Genomic DNA, 16035 nt, shown 5'->3' on the forward strand with positions numbered 1-16035 from the left:
CGGCCATGGCTATGATCACCCTCACAGGAGATCATCGTGGCCAAGAAGAAGCATCGATCCGGAGTCGCGGCGCGTCAGACAATGGCACGCGACGGAGTGAAGAAGTTGTCAGCCTCGCGCTCGGCTCGCGGTGGAAAGAGCCGCAGCGGTGGCGCCGCAGCGAAGGCGAGCGGGGGTGCAGCTCGTAAGGCGAAGTCCGCGCCGAGTGGCAAGGCGAAGAAGCCAAGCGCCGCACCGAAGTCGAAGCGCCGTGCTTCTCCGTCGGCCGTGGCCGTTGACCCGGCGCGCCTCGGGGAGGAGATCGCGCTTCGAGCGTTCCTGCGCTGGCAGGAGCGCGGCGGCGACGAGATGAGCAATTGGCTCGATGCGGAACGGGACATTCAAGCTGAGCTTGAGTCACTGGCGCAGGCGCCACGATCGAAGCGACGCTCAAGCTGACCACCGGGCTCGAGTCAGTTCTCGTCGCCGTGATACCGGGCTCGCAGTGCGAGCAGGTCCTCGAACTCCTGCTCGAAGATCGAGACCAGCTCCGGGTCGAACGCCTTGCCGCTTTCGGCGCGGACCGCGCCGAGAATGCGCTCAGGAAGCCAGGCGTCCTTGTAGCTGCGCCGGGAGGCGAGGGCGTCAAAGACATCGGCCACGGCCACGATCCTCGCAAAGAGCGGGATGTGATCTCCAGCGGGAGTGCCCATGTCCGCCACTTCGTCACCCAGCACTGAACGAAGGGAGCGGAGTTGCTCGGCATCGGGGTAGCCGAGACCGTCCCAGCGCGCATGGTGAAAGAGCGCGACATCGCGTGCGGCCTGGTCGAGCGGCGTCTGCCAGCCGGCGAAGAGACCGGCGCCGACCAGAACATGCTGCTGCATCTGGTGACGCTCCTCGTCGGTGAGCGGCCCGACCTTGCGCAGCACCGAGTCGGGAACGGCGACCTTGCCGACATCGTGCAGCATGGCCGCCATGCGAAGTCGATCGCGGCGCCGACCGGCTTCCGAGACATCAAGTCCATGCCGCCTCGCCCACGCGTCGAAGAGATGCATGGAGACATCGGCGACCCGGTTGACATGTGGACCGGTCTCGGTGGGATCGCGCGCTTCGGCAATGCGGATCATGCGCATGATGATCGAACGCGTGAGCTGGGCCCGTTCGATGGCAATGCCCGCAAGCCCCGCGAAGTTGGCCATGAGTCGTTCATCGGCGGCCGTGAAGATGCCCGGAACCCCGCCCGACTCCGAGGGGTTGATGAGTTGCAGCACGCCGACGGTACCAGCGGACTCGGTGATGAGCGGCACGGTCAGCATGGCGCGTGTCAGGTATCCGGCCTGCTCATCGAAGCGAGCTTCGAAGCGATAGGGCGCCCCGGGATCAATGCGCCGCACATCGGGAATGTTGAGGACGCGGCCGGTCAGCGCGACCGCTCCGGCGATCGACCCGGTGGAGAGCGGCAGTCGCTGCTGCACATAGAAGAGCCGCCGCATCTCCTGATCGCGTGGTTGAGTGCGGCGCGACAGGGTGTCGTTCTGCGGGAAGTAGAGGACCAGTTCATCGCCCTCGCGGAGGTAGACGCTGCCTGCGTCGGCGGTGGTGAGCCGGCGCGCTTCGGTGAGCACACGGGTCAGGAGAATGTCGCGATCCTGAATGCGCGAGAACTCTTCGGCGATGCGTGAGAGAGTCTCGATGCGCTCGCGCTGCTCGCCTGTTTCGCGGCGCAGAAGCTGGTTCGTCTCCTGGAGTCGACGGTTCGCTTCCTCCATGCCCCAGTGGGCGCTCTCGAGCCGCGCCGCCATGTCGTTGAATGCGCGCGCAAGGTCGCCGATCTCATCGGTGCGTTCATCGCTGACGCGAACTTCGAGACGGCCCTCGCCGAGGGAGCGCGACGCGATGGTGAGCCTGCTGATCGGCCGAGTGAACCCGGAGCTCAGGACAAGGCTCAGCAACAGCACGGCGCTGATGACCAGCACGCTCCAGAGCATGACCCATTGGATGAGGTCCTGCACCTGCGCCTGGGTCAGGCTCGCGGCCGCGGCCGCCGTCGCCAGCCATGCGGTGATGCCGACGGAGAGGACGCCGACCGTCAGGAATGAAAGCGCAAGTTTGAGTCGAATGCTGCCCATCGAACGCCCAATCAGCGGGTCGGGGAAGCGTACGCGAGCCCCGTCGCCCTTGTGATCCGAAGGGCTCGGGCCAGTTGCTCCCCGCGAAGGAGCAGCGCGTGCAGGGCCCGGGCGTGTTCCACGCACGCGAAGAGAGCATCCACTTGAGTGATTGACCATCCTTGGCCCTGGAGGCTCTCGCTGTCGGTCGTGATCGCGGCATTGAGCGCGTGGATCGCGGCCTCGGTCGCGGGCTCGTCGCTCGGTGCAGCGCCGACGGCAATGGCCCTCGCGAGGCGATCAATGTGCTCGACCAGCGCCTCACCCGCGCTTGCCAGCGCCTTGGTCGATGCAGATGAGGGGAAGTGTGCACCCGCAGCGAGTTGCGCCTGCCGCCAGAGAATGGCGCTGCGAGTGAGAAGTCGAAGCGTCGTGAGCAGATCGACAGCCGCCGTGCGATCGAGATGCTTCCCCGCGGGATCCTCATATTCCGCTTCGGCGAGAACGCGCGTGGTCGCCGCCAGCGCGTCATACAGCGCACGCTGCCGAGGCAGTGAGACGAGCGTCTGAGTGAACTGAAGGTTGAGGGCATCATTGAGAATGTTGCGGATGATCCCCAGGGTCTTCGCGGCAGACTCTCGAAACTGTGTCGTCGCGTAGACCGGCCAGAGCAGGGTAAAGACGACTCCCGTGATCAGGAGTCCAACGATGACACCGAGGATTCGACTGGTCGGCGTCCAGAGATCGATGCTCGGTTCGAGTGGACCGAGCGCCCCGAAGCAGAAGGCAAAGGCCGCCTGAAGGCCGAGGTAGCTCACTCGATCACTGCCGGCAAGGAGCCACGCGCAGGGGAAGAAGATCAACGCGGCGATGGTGACGAGTGCGGCAGGTCCTTCAGCGATCGGCATGACGAACATGAGGATCATGAGCGCGAGGATGCCTCCCACCAATGTGCCGAGGAGCCGCAAGCCCGACTTCTGCACGAGCGCACCCAATGAGCCCGTGACGGCCAGGACCACGCAGGTTGCGGTGGCGGGCACGCCCATCGACCACCGCAGTGAGGCACCCAGGAGAATCGCGACGCTCGCGGCAAGGGCACCCTTGATGGCCCAGCGCACGCGGCTGTCGTCGAGCGGAAGCAGCGATGGGGGCTGGAGAGGCTGCACGATGACCGAGGCAGCAGAAGGCGCCGCATGGCCAAGCGCCGCATTCGACTCGGGACCCAGCCGCCCCAGAAGGCTCCAGGCTGAACGCAGGGCTTCGACGGTGGCGGCCGCTGCGGCAAGCTGATCGGGCTTCCATGGGACCCCGTGACCGGGAGCACGCTGCCGCGCAAGAGCCCCGTCGAGCCCCTCGAAGGGGCTCGTCGCGGACAGATTGACCACGCGCTCCGTCCTGAGGGCCGCCGCGCACTCGCGCGCCTGCATGGAGAGCGCGTCGAGCGCCGCGGTGAGCTCGTGGCGAAGTGGTGCGAGACCCTCGCGAGCGCCGGCGGCGAGTGAGAGCCTTGCACATTCATTGCACGCCAGGCGCACTGCTTCAACAACACCGATCACCGCTTCCCACGCATGGCGATGTTCATAGACGCGTTCATGAAGTCCGGCCGCGGTGTCAAGGAGGTCGAGTTGTGCAGCCATGCGCTCGCTCGATGGCGGAGGCGCAATGATCTCCGCTTCGGTCATCGTGGGGGCCGTCTCGCGCAGTGCATCAAGGAGCGCGACCGCCTGCTCGATCTTGCGCGCGACTCCTTCGCGCAGAGTTCGATCGGCATGCACCGGCCAGATGAGCATGTGGCTGGCCCCCGAGATGAGCACCCCCAGAGAAATCTCCTTGAAGCGCGCCCATGCGAAATCGCCGGCGCGTGCAGGGTCCTGCACCGCGGCATAGAAGACGATGGAGGTGGTGAACGCCGCACAGAAGTAGGAGTAGGGGGCCACACGACCCGTGGCGAAGTAGAGCGCGACCGCGAGCGTGAGAAAGACAGCCGCCATCTGCAACGGAGGTTGCTGGGCGAAGAGCGCCACCGACCCGACGGCGATCATGCAGCCCGACGCGGTTCCGAGCAGGCGAAAAGTTGCCTTTCGAATGCTGGCGGCCACAGTCGGCGGCGCAAGAACAAGGATTGTGATGACCGCCCAGAAGCCCTGATCAAGGTGAAGAGACTGCGTGACGAGCGTCGCGGCCGTGCAGGCGATGGTGGTGCGTAGCGCCGTGCGGACTCGATCGGGAGTCGCCGAAAGCTCCCGAGTCCAGGTTTCGAGACGGCGAAGCTCAGCAAGTCCCGCCATGAATCAGGGCGCCGTCCCTTCCCCGGCCAAGGTCAACGCCCGACGAAGCGCGACCAGCGCCTGTGTTGCCCGCGCGAGCGGCCACAACCCGAAGACATGGAGGTCGGGCCGGACCACCAGCAGGCGCGGTTCCGATTCACTCATGTCCCGGAGAATCGGAGTCGCGTCGGCGTGGGCCTCCGGTGTGGCGAGTGCGCGAAGTGCAAGCCACGATGGACTCACGCTCGCGGCTAAGGCCGTCGAGCGGAGCGCGGTGATGGTCGAGGGTGCGTCACTCACGCCCATCGCGATGAGGGTCCACCATGGACCGTCGCAGAGATCGGCAAGCGAGCGCCGGCGTCCGTCGCCCGCCGCGAACTCGATGAAGGGAAGGCGACTCCCTGGTTCGAGCGGAGCAGGCGCCGCGCCCCCGTCGAGCGCCACTCTCGCCAGGGACTGCGCCTGGTACCCGATGCCAATCTGACCGATCGCGCGGAAGGCAAAGCGTCGAAGCCGTGTCACGCGAAGGAGCCGCGGCAGAACCAGAGCCAAGGCAGCGGCCCGCAGCGCCCGTGCCGGGAGCGAATCACTCGTGGCCAGCGTGAAGATGCGATCCGTTGTTCGGAGCAGACGCCGGGCCACGGGAAGGCGCTCCTTCTCGTAGCTCGTGAGCAGCGCCGGAGATGCGCCACCGCGGAGGACCATGGCGAGCTTCCACGCAAGGTTCGTGGCATCCTGAAGGCCGGTGTTCATGCCTTGGCCGCCGACGGGGCTGTGGACATGGGCAGCATCGCCGAGGATAAAGGCGCCGTGCGAGCCGTGCACGCCACTTGCGGCGGGTGCGTCCGGTGCTCCGGACTCGGCATGAGGAGTCGGAGCGACAGGAGCGACAGGAGCGACAGGAGCGACATGAGCAGTCAGAGCATGGGGAGCGATCGGAGCGATGGGGGCGACCGGAGTCGTGGGAGCGTGGGAGTTCGACCGCGTCGATCGGGCCGAGGTGCGCAGCGTCACCAGTTGAGCCGCACAACGGTGATGCAGTCGATAGACGCTCGTCCACCGTGGCGACGAACAGGTGATGGGGAGCGAACTGCCGCGCTTCGCCAGTTCACTCATCTGTTCAAAGCTGAGTGACTCCTGATCGTGTTCCGGAGTCGCGCGCGACGCGGGCAGGCGACCCAGCACGCGAAAGCGGCGCTCGCCGGCCATTGCGAAGAACGCCGTGAGCGTTCGTGCATCGGGGGCGACGGTGACACCGTCGTCGGGCACTGGGCCATCGACTCGGCAATCAGCCAAGTAGAAGCGATGCTCGTAGGTGCCGCCATCGAAGGCAATGCCCAGCGCCCGGCGCACCAGGCTCGATGAGCCGTCGCAGCCGCAGAGCCACGCCGTGTCGACGAACTCCTCTCCAGACGCACTCCTGAGCGTGATGCGCCAACGCCCACTGATGTCTTCGGCCGCCACAGCCTCGGTCGAGCGCTCGACTGATACGCCAACCTCGGCCAGCTTCGAGAGCAGGAGCGCCTCGGTCTGATCCTGTCCCAGCGAGAGAATGAAGGGAAAGCGCGTCAGTCCATGGCCGATGCCACCCAACGGAAACTCCGCTCGCAGACGACCGCGGCGCAACACGCGCAGGCGCGAAACACAACGCCCTGCACGCACCGCCTCGGTGGCGAAGCCGAGCTGGTCGAAGAACTCGAGCGTTCGCGCCTGCACGACCACGGCGCGCGATTCGCGTGATGGACCCGCGTTGCGATCGATGAGGCGAATGCGCACGCCGCGCCGAGCCAGTTGCAATGCCAACATCAGGCCAGTGGGTCCGGCGCCGACAATCAGGACCTCGGGATCCGGCGGCATGGGGTCATGGTCGCCTCTGAACCGGGAGTCGGCAACTTCACCCGGCCCGCAACTACACTCGTGATCGTGTCACTCACATTCAACGCGGCTTGCGTGCAGGCGATGGTGATCCGAGGCGCACTCCTCTCGGTCGTTCTTGCGGCGGGTGGGTGTGCCAATCCTTTCCTGAACCACTATCAGGGAACGCGGGCACCACGGGTGTCGACCGCCCATGTGGCCATCCTGCCTCCGCAGAATGCGACACTCCTCGGCACGAGTGACTTCCTGATCGAGACGGTGCCCGGTGATCCGGAGGCGATCGCCGCGGCGGAGGCGGTCGGCGCCGACATCGTGCAGTGGGATCGAGCGCTTCTTCGGCAGGAGACCACGCTCCATCGCCAATCACTCTCGGGCGATGGGTTCACCGATGGCGCGCCCGGCGCCGAGGCGACGGAACTTCCGGTCGTGACCGAAGGCGCCTGGTATCGCATTCACGCTCGATTCTGGCGCTCGGAGTCGCGCGGAGGAGTGAACCCGCCCGCGCCGGCGGAATGAGCAGTCAGCCCGTGTCATCCGAGGGCTCGACCGCGGGCGATCAGTCGATCGAAGCGCTCTTCATGCAGCGCTTCGGTGCCATGCCCGCAGCCGTCGCCTCGGCGCCGGGCCGTGTGAACCTGATGGGCGATCACACCGACTACGCCGGGGGAGTCGTCATGCCGATGGCGCTCGCTGAGCGAACAACTGTGGCGATCGGGCCCGCCTCCGGTGGTCACACGGTGATCGACTCCATCACCCTTGGGCGGCGCGCCACCTGCGGTTCCGCCGCGAACTTCGAGCGCCGTCCATCGGACGATGCTGAGGCGTGGATCAACCTCGTGATGGGTCCGCTTCGCCTGCTGCGGGAGCGCGGGTTGGCCGAAGCGAGCGGGTCGCTGAACATGCTCATCGCGAGCGAGGTGCCGATCGGCGCCGGGCTCTCCTCAAGCGCAGCCATGGCCACGGCCACCGCGCTCGCGGCGCTCACCATGGACGGACGAGCCCACCCCGCGACTCATGCCTCTCGCCGGGCGCTCATCCACCTGATCCGCGATGCGGAAGAGCACTTCGCGGGAACGCCGTGCGGCATCATGGACATGACGGTAGCGCTCATGGGCCGCGAAGGTGTCGCGCTCCTCCTCGACTGCGCCACCGAGGAGGCAGAGGAGATTGGCGTACCACCGGATTTGTCGCTGCACCTCGTCGACTCCGGAGTGCGCCACCAGCTCTCAGATGGCGGCTATGCGCAGCGTCGCGCCGAGGTGGACGCCGCCCGCGTTCGGCTTGGTGTCCCGCTTCGACAGGAGGCGGTTCCGCCCGGTGCGATCGAGGCGCTCGCGCAGAGCGATGCACGCCTCGCGTCGCGGGCGCGCCATGTCATCTCGGAGAATGAGCGTGTGCATCGCCTCGCGTCGGCGTTGCAGGCCCACGACCTCGACTCAATCGGCGAGATTGTCCGTGCGAGTCATGCGTCGCTTCGCGACGATGCGGAGATCAGCATTCCTGCGCTTGATGCCATCGTGGCGCGCGTCGAGTCAGAGGGTGGCGCTCACGGAGCCCTCGGCGCGCGGGTGACGGGGGGCGGGTTCGGTGGAAGCGTCCTCGTCTTCGGCAGGAGCTCACGCCGCGCCGAGGTTGAGGCATTCCTGAACCAAGGGATCCGCCTTGGCATCGGCCGTCGTGTCATCGGCGTCCATCCACCTCGGCGGTGAGTCGTCACCCGTACACTGCCATGTGGAAAGGGGTTTGGCATGATCCGACTCGTCATCAAGCTCGTTCTTCCCCTCGTCATTGTGCTCGTCATTGCGCTGGCCGTGGCGCTCTACTCGATTGATTCGATTGCTCGGCGGGCGATCGAGGTGGGCGCGACGCGTGTCCTCGGCGTCCCGACAACGCTCGAGTCGATTCGCATTGGTGTGCTTTCACCAGGGGCGTCGCTCCGCACGCTTCAGGTTTCCAACCCCGCGGGGTACACCGATTCGAAGTTCCTTACGCTCGCCGATGGCTCGATGGCCCTCGACCTTCGGAGCCTGCGGGGCGATGTCGTGCGCATCCCCTCGATTCGCCTCGAGACCCTTCGCGTGGTCCTTGAACAGAAGGGTGGAGAGAGCAACGCCCGCATGATTCTCGACACGATGCGGAGCTCACTGGGCGGCGGGCGCCAGAGTGAGGGTGGCCGCCGTTTCGTCATCGATGAACTGCTGATCGAGGACATCCACATCACGGTGCGCGCGAGCGGCTTGCCCGTTCTCTCACCGACGCTCGATCTCCGGGTGCCTACCGTTCGGCTCGAGTCACTCGGAAGCGCTGGTCGTGATCCGGTCGGCATGGATCAGCTTACGGCCATGGTGGTCAACGCGATCATGCAGGCGGCGCTTGAGGCGGGTGGCAATCAGATTCCAGGTCAGCTCAGAGACGGCCTTCTCGGAGGCATCGCCTCACTCGGACGCGGCGTTCCGGACTTCGCGCTTTCAGTCGATGCGGGTGGTGGCCTTCGACCGGTCGGCGACATCTCCCAGATCGCCAATCGCCTTGGGGTGGACCTCTCCTCGCTCGGAGGTGCGCTCGGCGAGAAGGCTCAGGAGGCCTTGCGCGGAGCAGGGGAGAAGCTTGAGGATGCCGGGAAGTCCGCGGGCGATGCGATCCGAAGGGGTCTCGGCGATCGGCTCAAGTGACCAAAGACGAGGCGAAGTGCTCGCGCACCGCTCCGCCAAGATCGCTCAGGCGGCTGGCGCGCGCAGGTGAATGACGGGCTCCATGCCGGCGCCTCGCAGTGGTCGTCCCCCCAACATGCAGGCGATGGCCGTGTTGACTTGTTCCGCGGCGAAGATGGGCAGGAAGTGTCCGACATCGTGCAGGAGCGCGACCTCGGCATCGGGGCGCGCCGCTTGGAAGAGTTCAATCGGCAGCCGTCCCGGTTCGGCCGCGAGTGCCGCAACTCGGCCAGGCACGCGCTCGAGGCTCGGCACGATGTCGAGCGCTGCTGCCGACTGGAGCATGATGCCATTGCGCTGCGGATCGGCGCGGGACATCCGCTCCACGATCTCATCAATGATCTCGCGATCATCGGACGCACCGGTGAGTTGGCTTCGCACGAAGTTGCCGATGACAGACTCCATGCGCGAGAGGCGCTCGGTGGGGTCCGGGTCATCGCACCCGATGACTCGAGCTCCGAGTTCCAGCAACGCTGTCCGGCGATCGGCCGGAACCGGCAGTGACGAATCGATGATCAGGAGGCCTCCCGGACGGAAGCGCCCGGTCGCGCAGGCAAGCGTGGCGATGAAGCCGCCCATGCTGTGGCCGACGACAATCGAGCCATCGAGTCCCGCTTCATGCCACGCGGTGCTGAGTCGAGCCGCAAGCCGCCGCATGGCGCCGGTGCCATCGCGAGGATCCACATGCGCGATCCACTCGGGCACGATGACATGCCGAGGCGTCCCATTCTGAGTTCGGGCGAACGCCTGCGCCTGGTGGCGGAAGAACCACGCGTCGCAGCAGACGCCCGGAAGCAGAATGAGTGGTGTGTCGGGAAGCATGTTCGCCCTCGGAGGGTTCTCATCTATCTTCGGTTCATCTCGCCGGGCATGTGAAGCGAGAAGCCGCAAGGCGTCGCTCCGTGTACAACGACTGTGACGATCCTGCGGAGTCGCACGCGCCGGACACCCTTGGCCTGACACACTCCCGCCCTTCCGAGCCCACCCATGCCCGATCACGCACTGCCTGAGCTCCACGCCATCGATGTCGGCTACCAGGATCTTTCCGGCGCCGCGAATGTCTATCTCCTTCGCGCGAGCGAGGGTCCGATCCTCATCGAAGCTGGCACGCAGGCCACGCTGCCGAGAGTCGAGCGCGCTCTTCGGGAGAGGGGAGTGGATCCAGCGTCGATCCTCCATGTCTTCGTGACGCACATTCATCTCGATCACGCAGGTGCGGCAGGCGCCTTCGCGCAGCGTGGCGCCACGATCCATGTGCACCCCTTCGGCGCACGGCACCTGATTGACCCCTCGAAGCTCATCGCAAGCTCTCGTCGCGTGCATGGCTCCGGATACGAGCGCTGGTATGGCGATCCGCTTCCGGCGCCTGAAGCGCGAGTGATCGCAGAGCCGCACGGAGCCACGATCGACCTCGGGAGTCTGCGCGTTCAGGCCATCGAGACACCGGGGCACGCACGGCACCATCATGCGTGGCTGATTCACCGGGCCGACGATGCCCGAGCGCACGACTCGGAACTCGCGTCGGAGCCGGCACCGGGCGGAGTCCTCTTCACGGGTGATGCTGCCGCGACCTTCGTGCCGGGAAGTCGCTTCGTCGCCATTCCCACTCCGCCGCCCGAGTATGACCTGGGCGCGTGGCGTGCATCGATCGATCGGATGAAGCGCGTGCGCCCCGCCGCCCTGTGGCTCACCCATGGTGGTGAAGTTCGCGATCCGATCGATCACCTCGAGACGGTGGAGCGTCGACTCGTGGCCGAAGATGAGTGGCTCCGCGAAGCCATTGCCACCGGTGACTCCGATGAGGCGATTCTCGATCGCTACCGTCCCTGGCTCCACGGCCAAGCCGATGCTGCGGGGGTTCCCGAGGCCGCCCGTGACATCTTCATCGGTCGCACCTGGATGGCGATGAACCTCGCGGGTGCCCGACGAGCGATCGAGACTTCAAAGTGATGCGTGATTCCGCCGAGTTCCAACGGCCACACTCCGCAGTCCGCGCGGTCTGAACTCACCGATCGTGCGCGGTCAGTCGATGCCTGCGACTGGGCCCAAAGCGATGTTCTCCGCGCGCGGTCTGAACTCATCGGTTTTGCGCGGTCAGGAGCCGCGGCGCCTTCGCATCGGGCCGTCGCCGCGACTCGTGGGGGTGCCTTCGCGCCGCGCGATCGTGTCCGCAGGTTGCACAACCACGAACCCGGCGGCGTGGCCCATCACCTGAACAGGTGACCGGTCACACTCTGGAGCGTGAGCGAAAGCTGGATGAGGGCGAGCAGCGTGAATCCTGCAAGCGCACGACGCCGATGGGTCACTCCGTCAGGTGTGGAGGAGTTACCGATTCCGAGCGCGACGGTCCAGATGACCATGGTCAACATGAATGGCTCGAAGTAGCGCTGGAAGGTCTGGCTGTTGAGCGTCTGCACGGCGATGAACGCCACCATGGTGCTGGTGAGCAGCAGCACCTCGCGGCGTCGCCCCTGCCGCCAAGCGCGATCGAAGAGCGCCACGGCAATCACCGAGCCCACGAGTGCAAGAGCAATGAGGATGAGCGATCGCTCGCCCGGCGCAGGGGTTCGCGCGACAACGGCCCAGAGTGGCCCTCCGTAGCGCCCCGTCGTGCCCGCGTCGGGATTGACCGCGGCGCCGAAGGCAGCGCTCGCTTCATCCGGTGGAAGGAAGTAGTTCGTCGCGGGCAGGAGCGAAAGGAGGCCCACCACTGGCAGCAGCGCAAAGAGCAGCGAGCGCCTGCGGCGCAGGAGATCGCGAAGGGTGGAGCCGGTGAGCGCCGCGGGAAGGAGCCCCGCGCCAAGCAGGGCCATGAGCGCGAGCGCAAAGGGCACCGCCGCACCGTTCACTCCCGCGGCGTGCACCGATCGAAAGGTGGGCGGAACGGGACCTCCCCACAGCAGCGCCAGCGATCCGAGCAGAAGCACCGGAGGAAGACAGCCGATCCACCCCCAGCGATCGGACTCCTGATTGAGCCCCGTCGGCCGCCACCGGGCCGGAAGCGCTCGCATGGCGGAGCCCAGCGCGAGTGGTGCCGCGCCCCAGAGCGCGAGTTGACGCATGGAGACCGCCAGCGCCAGTGCGCATCCTGCTCCAAGCGACCGCCACGGAGTCAACGCCCCGCCGATGGCGATCAACACTGCCGCAAGCGCCAGCGCCAAGGCGAGGTTGTCCGACGCGAGCCAGAGACTGCCTGCGAGCAGGTAGCTGCTCATCACCAGTGGCAGCGTCGCCAGCACCGCAAGCCATGGTCCCATGCGCCGCGCTGCACCGCACCAGACCACGACGACCAGGCAGAATCCCAGCGCAAGGTTCACCACTCGCAAGAGCGGAAGCGAACCGTCCGATGCTCGATGCACGATGGCGAGGAGAAGGTGATAGGTGGGGCCTGTCGCCGAGCGATAGTCGCGCAGGTTCGGCGTCGGCAGCTCCGCGGCGAATGTCTCGATGACCGGCAGGTGGAAGAGGCGCTCATCGATGGCCTGCGAGCGGTTCGCAGGAAGCTCGATCAGCACGGGGAGCGTCAGCGCCAGGAACACAAGCGCCAGCGCGCCGATGGCCATGGCAGCGGTCGCTCGGTTCACGCTTCGAGTGTATCGGCGTGATCGAGGCTCCACGCCAGTCGGACCAGTCCCATCCATCCGGCAACGAGCGCGACGGCGGCACCACCGATCGCACCCGCCACTGCTCCAATCAGGAGAATGGCCGTGTGAAAGTGCACATGCACCGGCATGCTGCGGCTTGCGATCCAGAGAGCGACCGCCGCTGCCGTGGTCATCATGAGCGCGATGGCGGCGTTCCTCCAGCGCCGACGAGCCACCGCTGGCTGGAGAATCGAAGTTGACCACGATCCTCCCAGCGAGGGCATGTTCAGTCCGCGGCTTTGAAGGCGCCGCGCGGTCACCAGCATGGCGAGCGCCATCGCGACGGGAACAATGCCGAGCGAGAGCACCGAGTCGAGCGTTCGAAGGCGCGGAGCCGCCACGCCCTGCATGAGCGCCTCGGTCGCGGTGGCGTGAAGCCAGACCCCGGGCATCGATCGACCATCTCGGACCGGATGGACATCCTGTTCACTCCAAGCGGCAAGGAAGACGACACGACCGTTGATGAGTTCACGCAACGCCTCGCGCTCGGTCTCAGAAGGAGCGACGCACTGCATCACAGTCCGGTCAATGGCCGCGATGGCCGCAGGTTGTGGTGCTTCGAAGGGAAAGACGCCGACCTGATCATCGGGTTGAAGGCCTCCCGGATCCTCGAGCCAGAGCGCCCGACGAGGGCGAACATCGAAGAGCACCACGCTGCGCGGCGCATCGAGCCCGTGGTGGAACTGGAGTGCCTCGAGTGACGCATCCATGGTGACGGCGACCGACCGACCTCGGTCGATTGAACTTGCGACCGCCGCGGCTGCCAGCGGAAGGCGCACTTCGCCCTGCGACGAGCGGGGAACAAAGAGGGCCTTCTCGAATCCATGCACGGGCTCGAGTCGGTAGCACCCCCACGCGGCGGCGGCGTTGACGATCTCCTTGGCGAGTTGCAACGGTCCACCATGCTGATGGGGCCGCCCTGGTGTGTAGTCGTGTGTGGCGACGACCACCGGAACACCGACCTTCCGTGCCCGATGCATGGCGTCGGCAATGACGGTGTTGAGCTCCGGCTCGTCGAGACTGGGGAAGACGATATCGAAGACGACCACCGAGGGATTCATGGCGACGACTTCATCGAGCACGCGCGCCCAGACGCGCCGCCAGGAGCCGCGAGACTCAGCCGACACCCCAGAGATCCCGAGGTGCTGGGCGACTCGAACGAGCTCGCCCGCATCTTCGCCCCGGATCACGGCGACATGCGACAGGTCGGTGACCTCAGCGCCCGGAAGCCTGATCTCAGGACCGGCGCGGAAGGCGACGGCGGCCACTGAGAGGAGCGCCGTCAGCCCCACGCAGAGCAGCATGAGCACTGCAAGGGCAACCAGTGGTCGAGCGAAGCGCCGAGTCGAGTTACGCCGGGGCCAGAGTCGCGACTCAAGAGCGCGGGCCCATCGCTCGCGTCCCGGTGGGCGATAGTTCGCCAGTGCTTCGAGCAGTTCACGGGCGTCGGCGTAGCGATCGCCGCGCACAGGGGCTGTCGCGCGGGCCACGATCTCATCCAGCGCCGAATCCCGAAGGCCCCGCTCTGACTCAAGCGGCTTGGCGCGCCACTCGGCCTCACCAGGATGCGGAGTCACGGCGCCAGGCCCGCCGATGAGTTCCGCGAGTTCCTTGCCGAGCGAAAAGACATCCGCTCGGGCATCGATTGCGGCGGGGTCGCCCGCAATGACCTCCGGCGCCACTCGATGCGGCGAGTAGATTGGCGGCGATGGATCGGATCGACCCCCGCGCCGAGTGCCCCCGAAGTCCGCGACCTTGACCACGGGCGAGCGCCCGCGCTCGATGACCAGCAGATTCGAGCTCTTCAGGTCGCAGTGAGGCGTTCCATGAGCGTGCAGCCACGCGACGCCATCGAGCGCTTGGCGGAAGAGCGCGAGTCGCTCCACCTTGTCGAGGCCCGCCGAGTCGGCGTAGGGAATCAGCCCTCGCGCGCCTTCGAGCCATTCCATCACCAGCGCCGGGGTCTCCGTGCCGCTGGGCCACCGCGCTGTCACTCGCCCGTAGAAGGTCACGAGATGTTCATGGGGTGGAAGCGCCAATGAACTTCGACACTCCTCGTTCCATCGCTCCAGCATCGCCGCATCGAGGCCGAGCGGATGCGGCACCTTGATGGCAACGAGCATGCCCGCTGGATTGACGGCGCGATAGACGCGGCCGAACCCCCCTCGCAGGAATGGAGGGAGCGGTGGTGTCATGACCAGCGTGAAGCCATCCACTTGCGGATGGACATGGTCCATCGCGCCGCGAAGCGGAGAGTCATCCTGAAAGCTGGATCGCGTCGAGTCGGTCATGCACGATCACGAACGCAGTGCGCCACGAACGAGTCACTCAGGGCCGCAGGCCCACATGCTTCGCGCGGTTCTTCAGTTCAACAATCATCGTCTCGATGGCGCTGCCGGCGATCGGCAGAATGGCGGGCACATCTGGTCCGAAGACATGGCCGCGCAGGGCAACAAAAGTGTCGTGTTCCACCAGTTTGACAGTGCGTCCGTCGGGGTGTCCGGGGACAGGAGTCATGTCCAACACGAAGAGTGTGCTTGAGCTGGGTCCTGCGGGGACATTGTCACCTGGAGTCAGCAGTGCAAAGTAGGTCACATTGCCCGGAAGGTCCTTCCAGCAGATCCACGCGGTGCCCACGGATCCGCCTCGAACCGGCCCCGAGGTCACCACGATCGGAAAGAGCGACATCGACGCGCCCTGCGGGGGCTGCGTCGTCTGCTGGTTGATGTAGAGCAGGCCGGATGCAAGCTCAACCGACCCGGCTGGATTTGGCGAAGGGCCACCACCGACCATGAGCTTCCCGCTCTGAAGCAGAGCGCTCCAGTTGGCCGCGGGTGCTCCATTGACAGCCGGCACACTCATGCCGGAGATGAGCCACTCCACCGGCTCGTTCGAGTCGAGCTCGGTCCTTGGAGTCATGGGCTTTGTCGAGAGCAGCGGCTCGGCGATCGGCGAGGCATCCGGACCCTTGGGCGGGCCGGGGTCCTGGCATCCGTAGAGACCACAGGAAGCGGCGAGGACACCCGCCACACTTCCTCGCCACATCAACGCCCCCATCACCGATCTCCGAGAGATCTGCTTCGAGTTCGAAACGAGTTCCATGATGTTGCTCCCGTCAGTCAGCCCGGACTTCAGATGCGAACGCATCACGCAGCGGAGGAATGCCCCAACGACCCCGGCTTCCTCCCTTGGAGGCTATCAGACAGGAAGTGAAGATTTCGCCCAGATGGTCTGTCGACAGCAGCGCGCGGGGCCGATCGTGCTCTCCGCCGTCGCATCATGCGCGACTGGCCAATGACAAGGGCCCGAACCTTCCGGTCCGGGCCCTGATCGAAGCGGGTGAAGGGACTTGAACCCTCGACATCCACCTTGGCAAGGTGGCACTCTACCACTGAGTTACACCCGCGATTGAACGCCGAAGTATATCGAGAAGCGGTGGTGCGGCAAG

Annotated in this window: 12 protein-coding genes and 1 tRNA gene; 5 read left to right on the forward strand and 8 right to left on the reverse strand. The window is 66.2% G+C overall.

Annotation, left to right across the window (positions count from 1 at the left end):
- Positions 1-36 precede the first annotated feature (36 nt).
- Positions 37-438, forward strand: coding sequence for a DUF2934 domain-containing protein (locus KF724_01725; protein ID MBX3354400.1), 402 nt, complete (start codon positions 37-39; stop codon positions 436-438).
- Between the two features lie 14 nt (positions 439-452).
- Here the strand turns inward: KF724_01725 and KF724_01730 are convergent, their stop codons facing one another.
- The 3 genes from KF724_01730 to KF724_01740 are packed head-to-tail and all read right to left on the reverse strand — an operon-like array spanning position 453 to position 6214.
- Positions 453-2111, reverse strand: a complete 1659-nt coding sequence (locus tag KF724_01730; protein ID MBX3354401.1) for a HAMP domain-containing protein — start codon at positions 2109-2111, stop codon at positions 453-455.
- Positions 2112-2122: 11 nt separating this feature from the next.
- A complete protein-coding gene (locus KF724_01735; GenBank protein ID MBX3354402.1) occupies positions 2123-4378 on the reverse strand; it encodes an FUSC family protein in 2256 nt (751 codons plus the stop codon).
- A gap of 3 nt (positions 4379-4381) precedes the next feature.
- Positions 4382-6214 (reverse strand): FAD-dependent monooxygenase, encoded by a 1833-nt coding sequence (locus KF724_01740; protein ID MBX3354403.1) that lies wholly within the window; start codon positions 6212-6214, stop codon positions 4382-4384.
- Between the two features lie 66 nt (positions 6215-6280).
- Between KF724_01740 and KF724_01745 the strand changes: the two genes are divergently transcribed.
- The 3 genes from KF724_01745 to KF724_01755 are packed head-to-tail and all read left to right on the forward strand — an operon-like array spanning position 6281 to position 8904.
- Positions 6281-6748: a hypothetical protein gene (locus tag KF724_01745; protein ID MBX3354404.1), complete on the forward strand. Its 468-nt coding sequence runs from the start codon at positions 6281-6283 to the stop codon at positions 6746-6748.
- An 11-nt stretch (positions 6749-6759) separates the two neighbouring features.
- Positions 6760-7941, forward strand: coding sequence for a hypothetical protein (locus KF724_01750; GenBank protein ID MBX3354405.1), 1182 nt, complete (start codon positions 6760-6762; stop codon positions 7939-7941).
- A gap of 39 nt (positions 7942-7980) precedes the next feature.
- Positions 7981-8904, forward strand: coding sequence for a hypothetical protein (locus KF724_01755; GenBank protein MBX3354406.1), 924 nt, complete (start codon positions 7981-7983; stop codon positions 8902-8904).
- A 45-nt stretch (positions 8905-8949) separates the two neighbouring features.
- Here KF724_01755 and KF724_01760 read toward each other — a convergent pair whose 3' ends face one another.
- Entirely contained in the window at positions 8950-9765 is an 816-nt protein-coding gene (locus KF724_01760) for an alpha/beta hydrolase (GenBank protein MBX3354407.1), read from the reverse strand.
- 165 nt (positions 9766-9930) lie between these two features.
- Here KF724_01760 and KF724_01765 point away from each other — a divergent pair, with 165 nt between their 5' ends.
- Complete coding sequence (locus KF724_01765; protein ID MBX3354408.1) at positions 9931-10893, forward strand: MBL fold metallo-hydrolase; 963 nt, start codon at positions 9931-9933, stop codon at positions 10891-10893.
- 257 nt (positions 10894-11150) lie between these two features.
- On the opposite strand, the gene KF724_01770 is transcribed toward KF724_01765, so the two are convergent.
- The 4 genes from KF724_01770 to KF724_01785 all read right to left on the reverse strand — a co-directional run bounded on the left by KF724_01770 (position 11151) and on the right by KF724_01785 (position 15993).
- Positions 11151-12527: a hypothetical protein gene (locus KF724_01770; protein ID MBX3354409.1), complete on the reverse strand. Its 1377-nt coding sequence runs from the start codon at positions 12525-12527 to the stop codon at positions 11151-11153.
- Positions 12524-14878 (reverse strand): CHASE2 domain-containing protein, encoded by a 2355-nt coding sequence (locus tag KF724_01775; GenBank protein MBX3354410.1) that lies wholly within the window; start codon positions 14876-14878, stop codon positions 12524-12526. Before KF724_01775 ends, KF724_01770 begins: the two co-directional genes overlap by 4 nt.
- Before the next feature lie 37 nt (positions 14879-14915).
- Positions 14916-15734: a hypothetical protein gene (locus KF724_01780; protein ID MBX3354411.1), complete on the reverse strand. Its 819-nt coding sequence runs from the start codon at positions 15732-15734 to the stop codon at positions 14916-14918.
- Between the two features lie 187 nt (positions 15735-15921).
- Positions 15922-15993, reverse strand: a tRNA-Gly gene (locus KF724_01785).
- Between the last annotated feature and the right edge of the window lie 42 nt (positions 15994-16035).

This window comes from Phycisphaeraceae bacterium (genome assembly GCA_019636735.1).
Taxonomy (GTDB): domain Bacteria; phylum Planctomycetota; class Phycisphaerae; order Phycisphaerales; family SM1A02; genus VGXK01.

What these genes read in the sequence shown, in the direction of transcription:
- KF724_01780 (MBX3354411.1), bottom strand. Translation starts at nt 15,734, where the DNA reads ATGCGTTCGCATCTGAAGTCCGGGCTGACTGACGGGAGCAACATCATG.
- KF724_01735 (MBX3354402.1), bottom strand. Translation starts at nt 4,378, where the DNA reads ATGGCGGGACTTGCTGAGCTTCGCCGTCTCGAAACCTGGACTCGGGAG.
- KF724_01740 (MBX3354403.1), bottom strand. Translation starts at nt 6,214, where the DNA reads ATGCCGCCGGATCCCGAGGTCCTGATTGTCGGCGCCGGACCCACTGGC.
- KF724_01765 (MBX3354408.1), top strand. Translation starts at nt 9,931, where the DNA reads ATGCCCGATCACGCACTGCCTGAGCTCCACGCCATCGATGTCGGCTAC.
- KF724_01730 (MBX3354401.1), bottom strand. Translation starts at nt 2,111, where the DNA reads ATGGGCAGCATTCGACTCAAACTTGCGCTTTCATTCCTGACGGTCGGC.
- KF724_01755 (MBX3354406.1), top strand. Translation starts at nt 7,981, where the DNA reads ATGATCCGACTCGTCATCAAGCTCGTTCTTCCCCTCGTCATTGTGCTC.
- KF724_01775 (MBX3354410.1), bottom strand. Translation starts at nt 14,878, where the DNA reads ATGACCGACTCGACGCGATCCAGCTTTCAGGATGACTCTCCGCTTCGC.
- KF724_01760 (MBX3354407.1), bottom strand. Translation starts at nt 9,765, where the DNA reads ATGCTTCCCGACACACCACTCATTCTGCTTCCGGGCGTCTGCTGCGAC.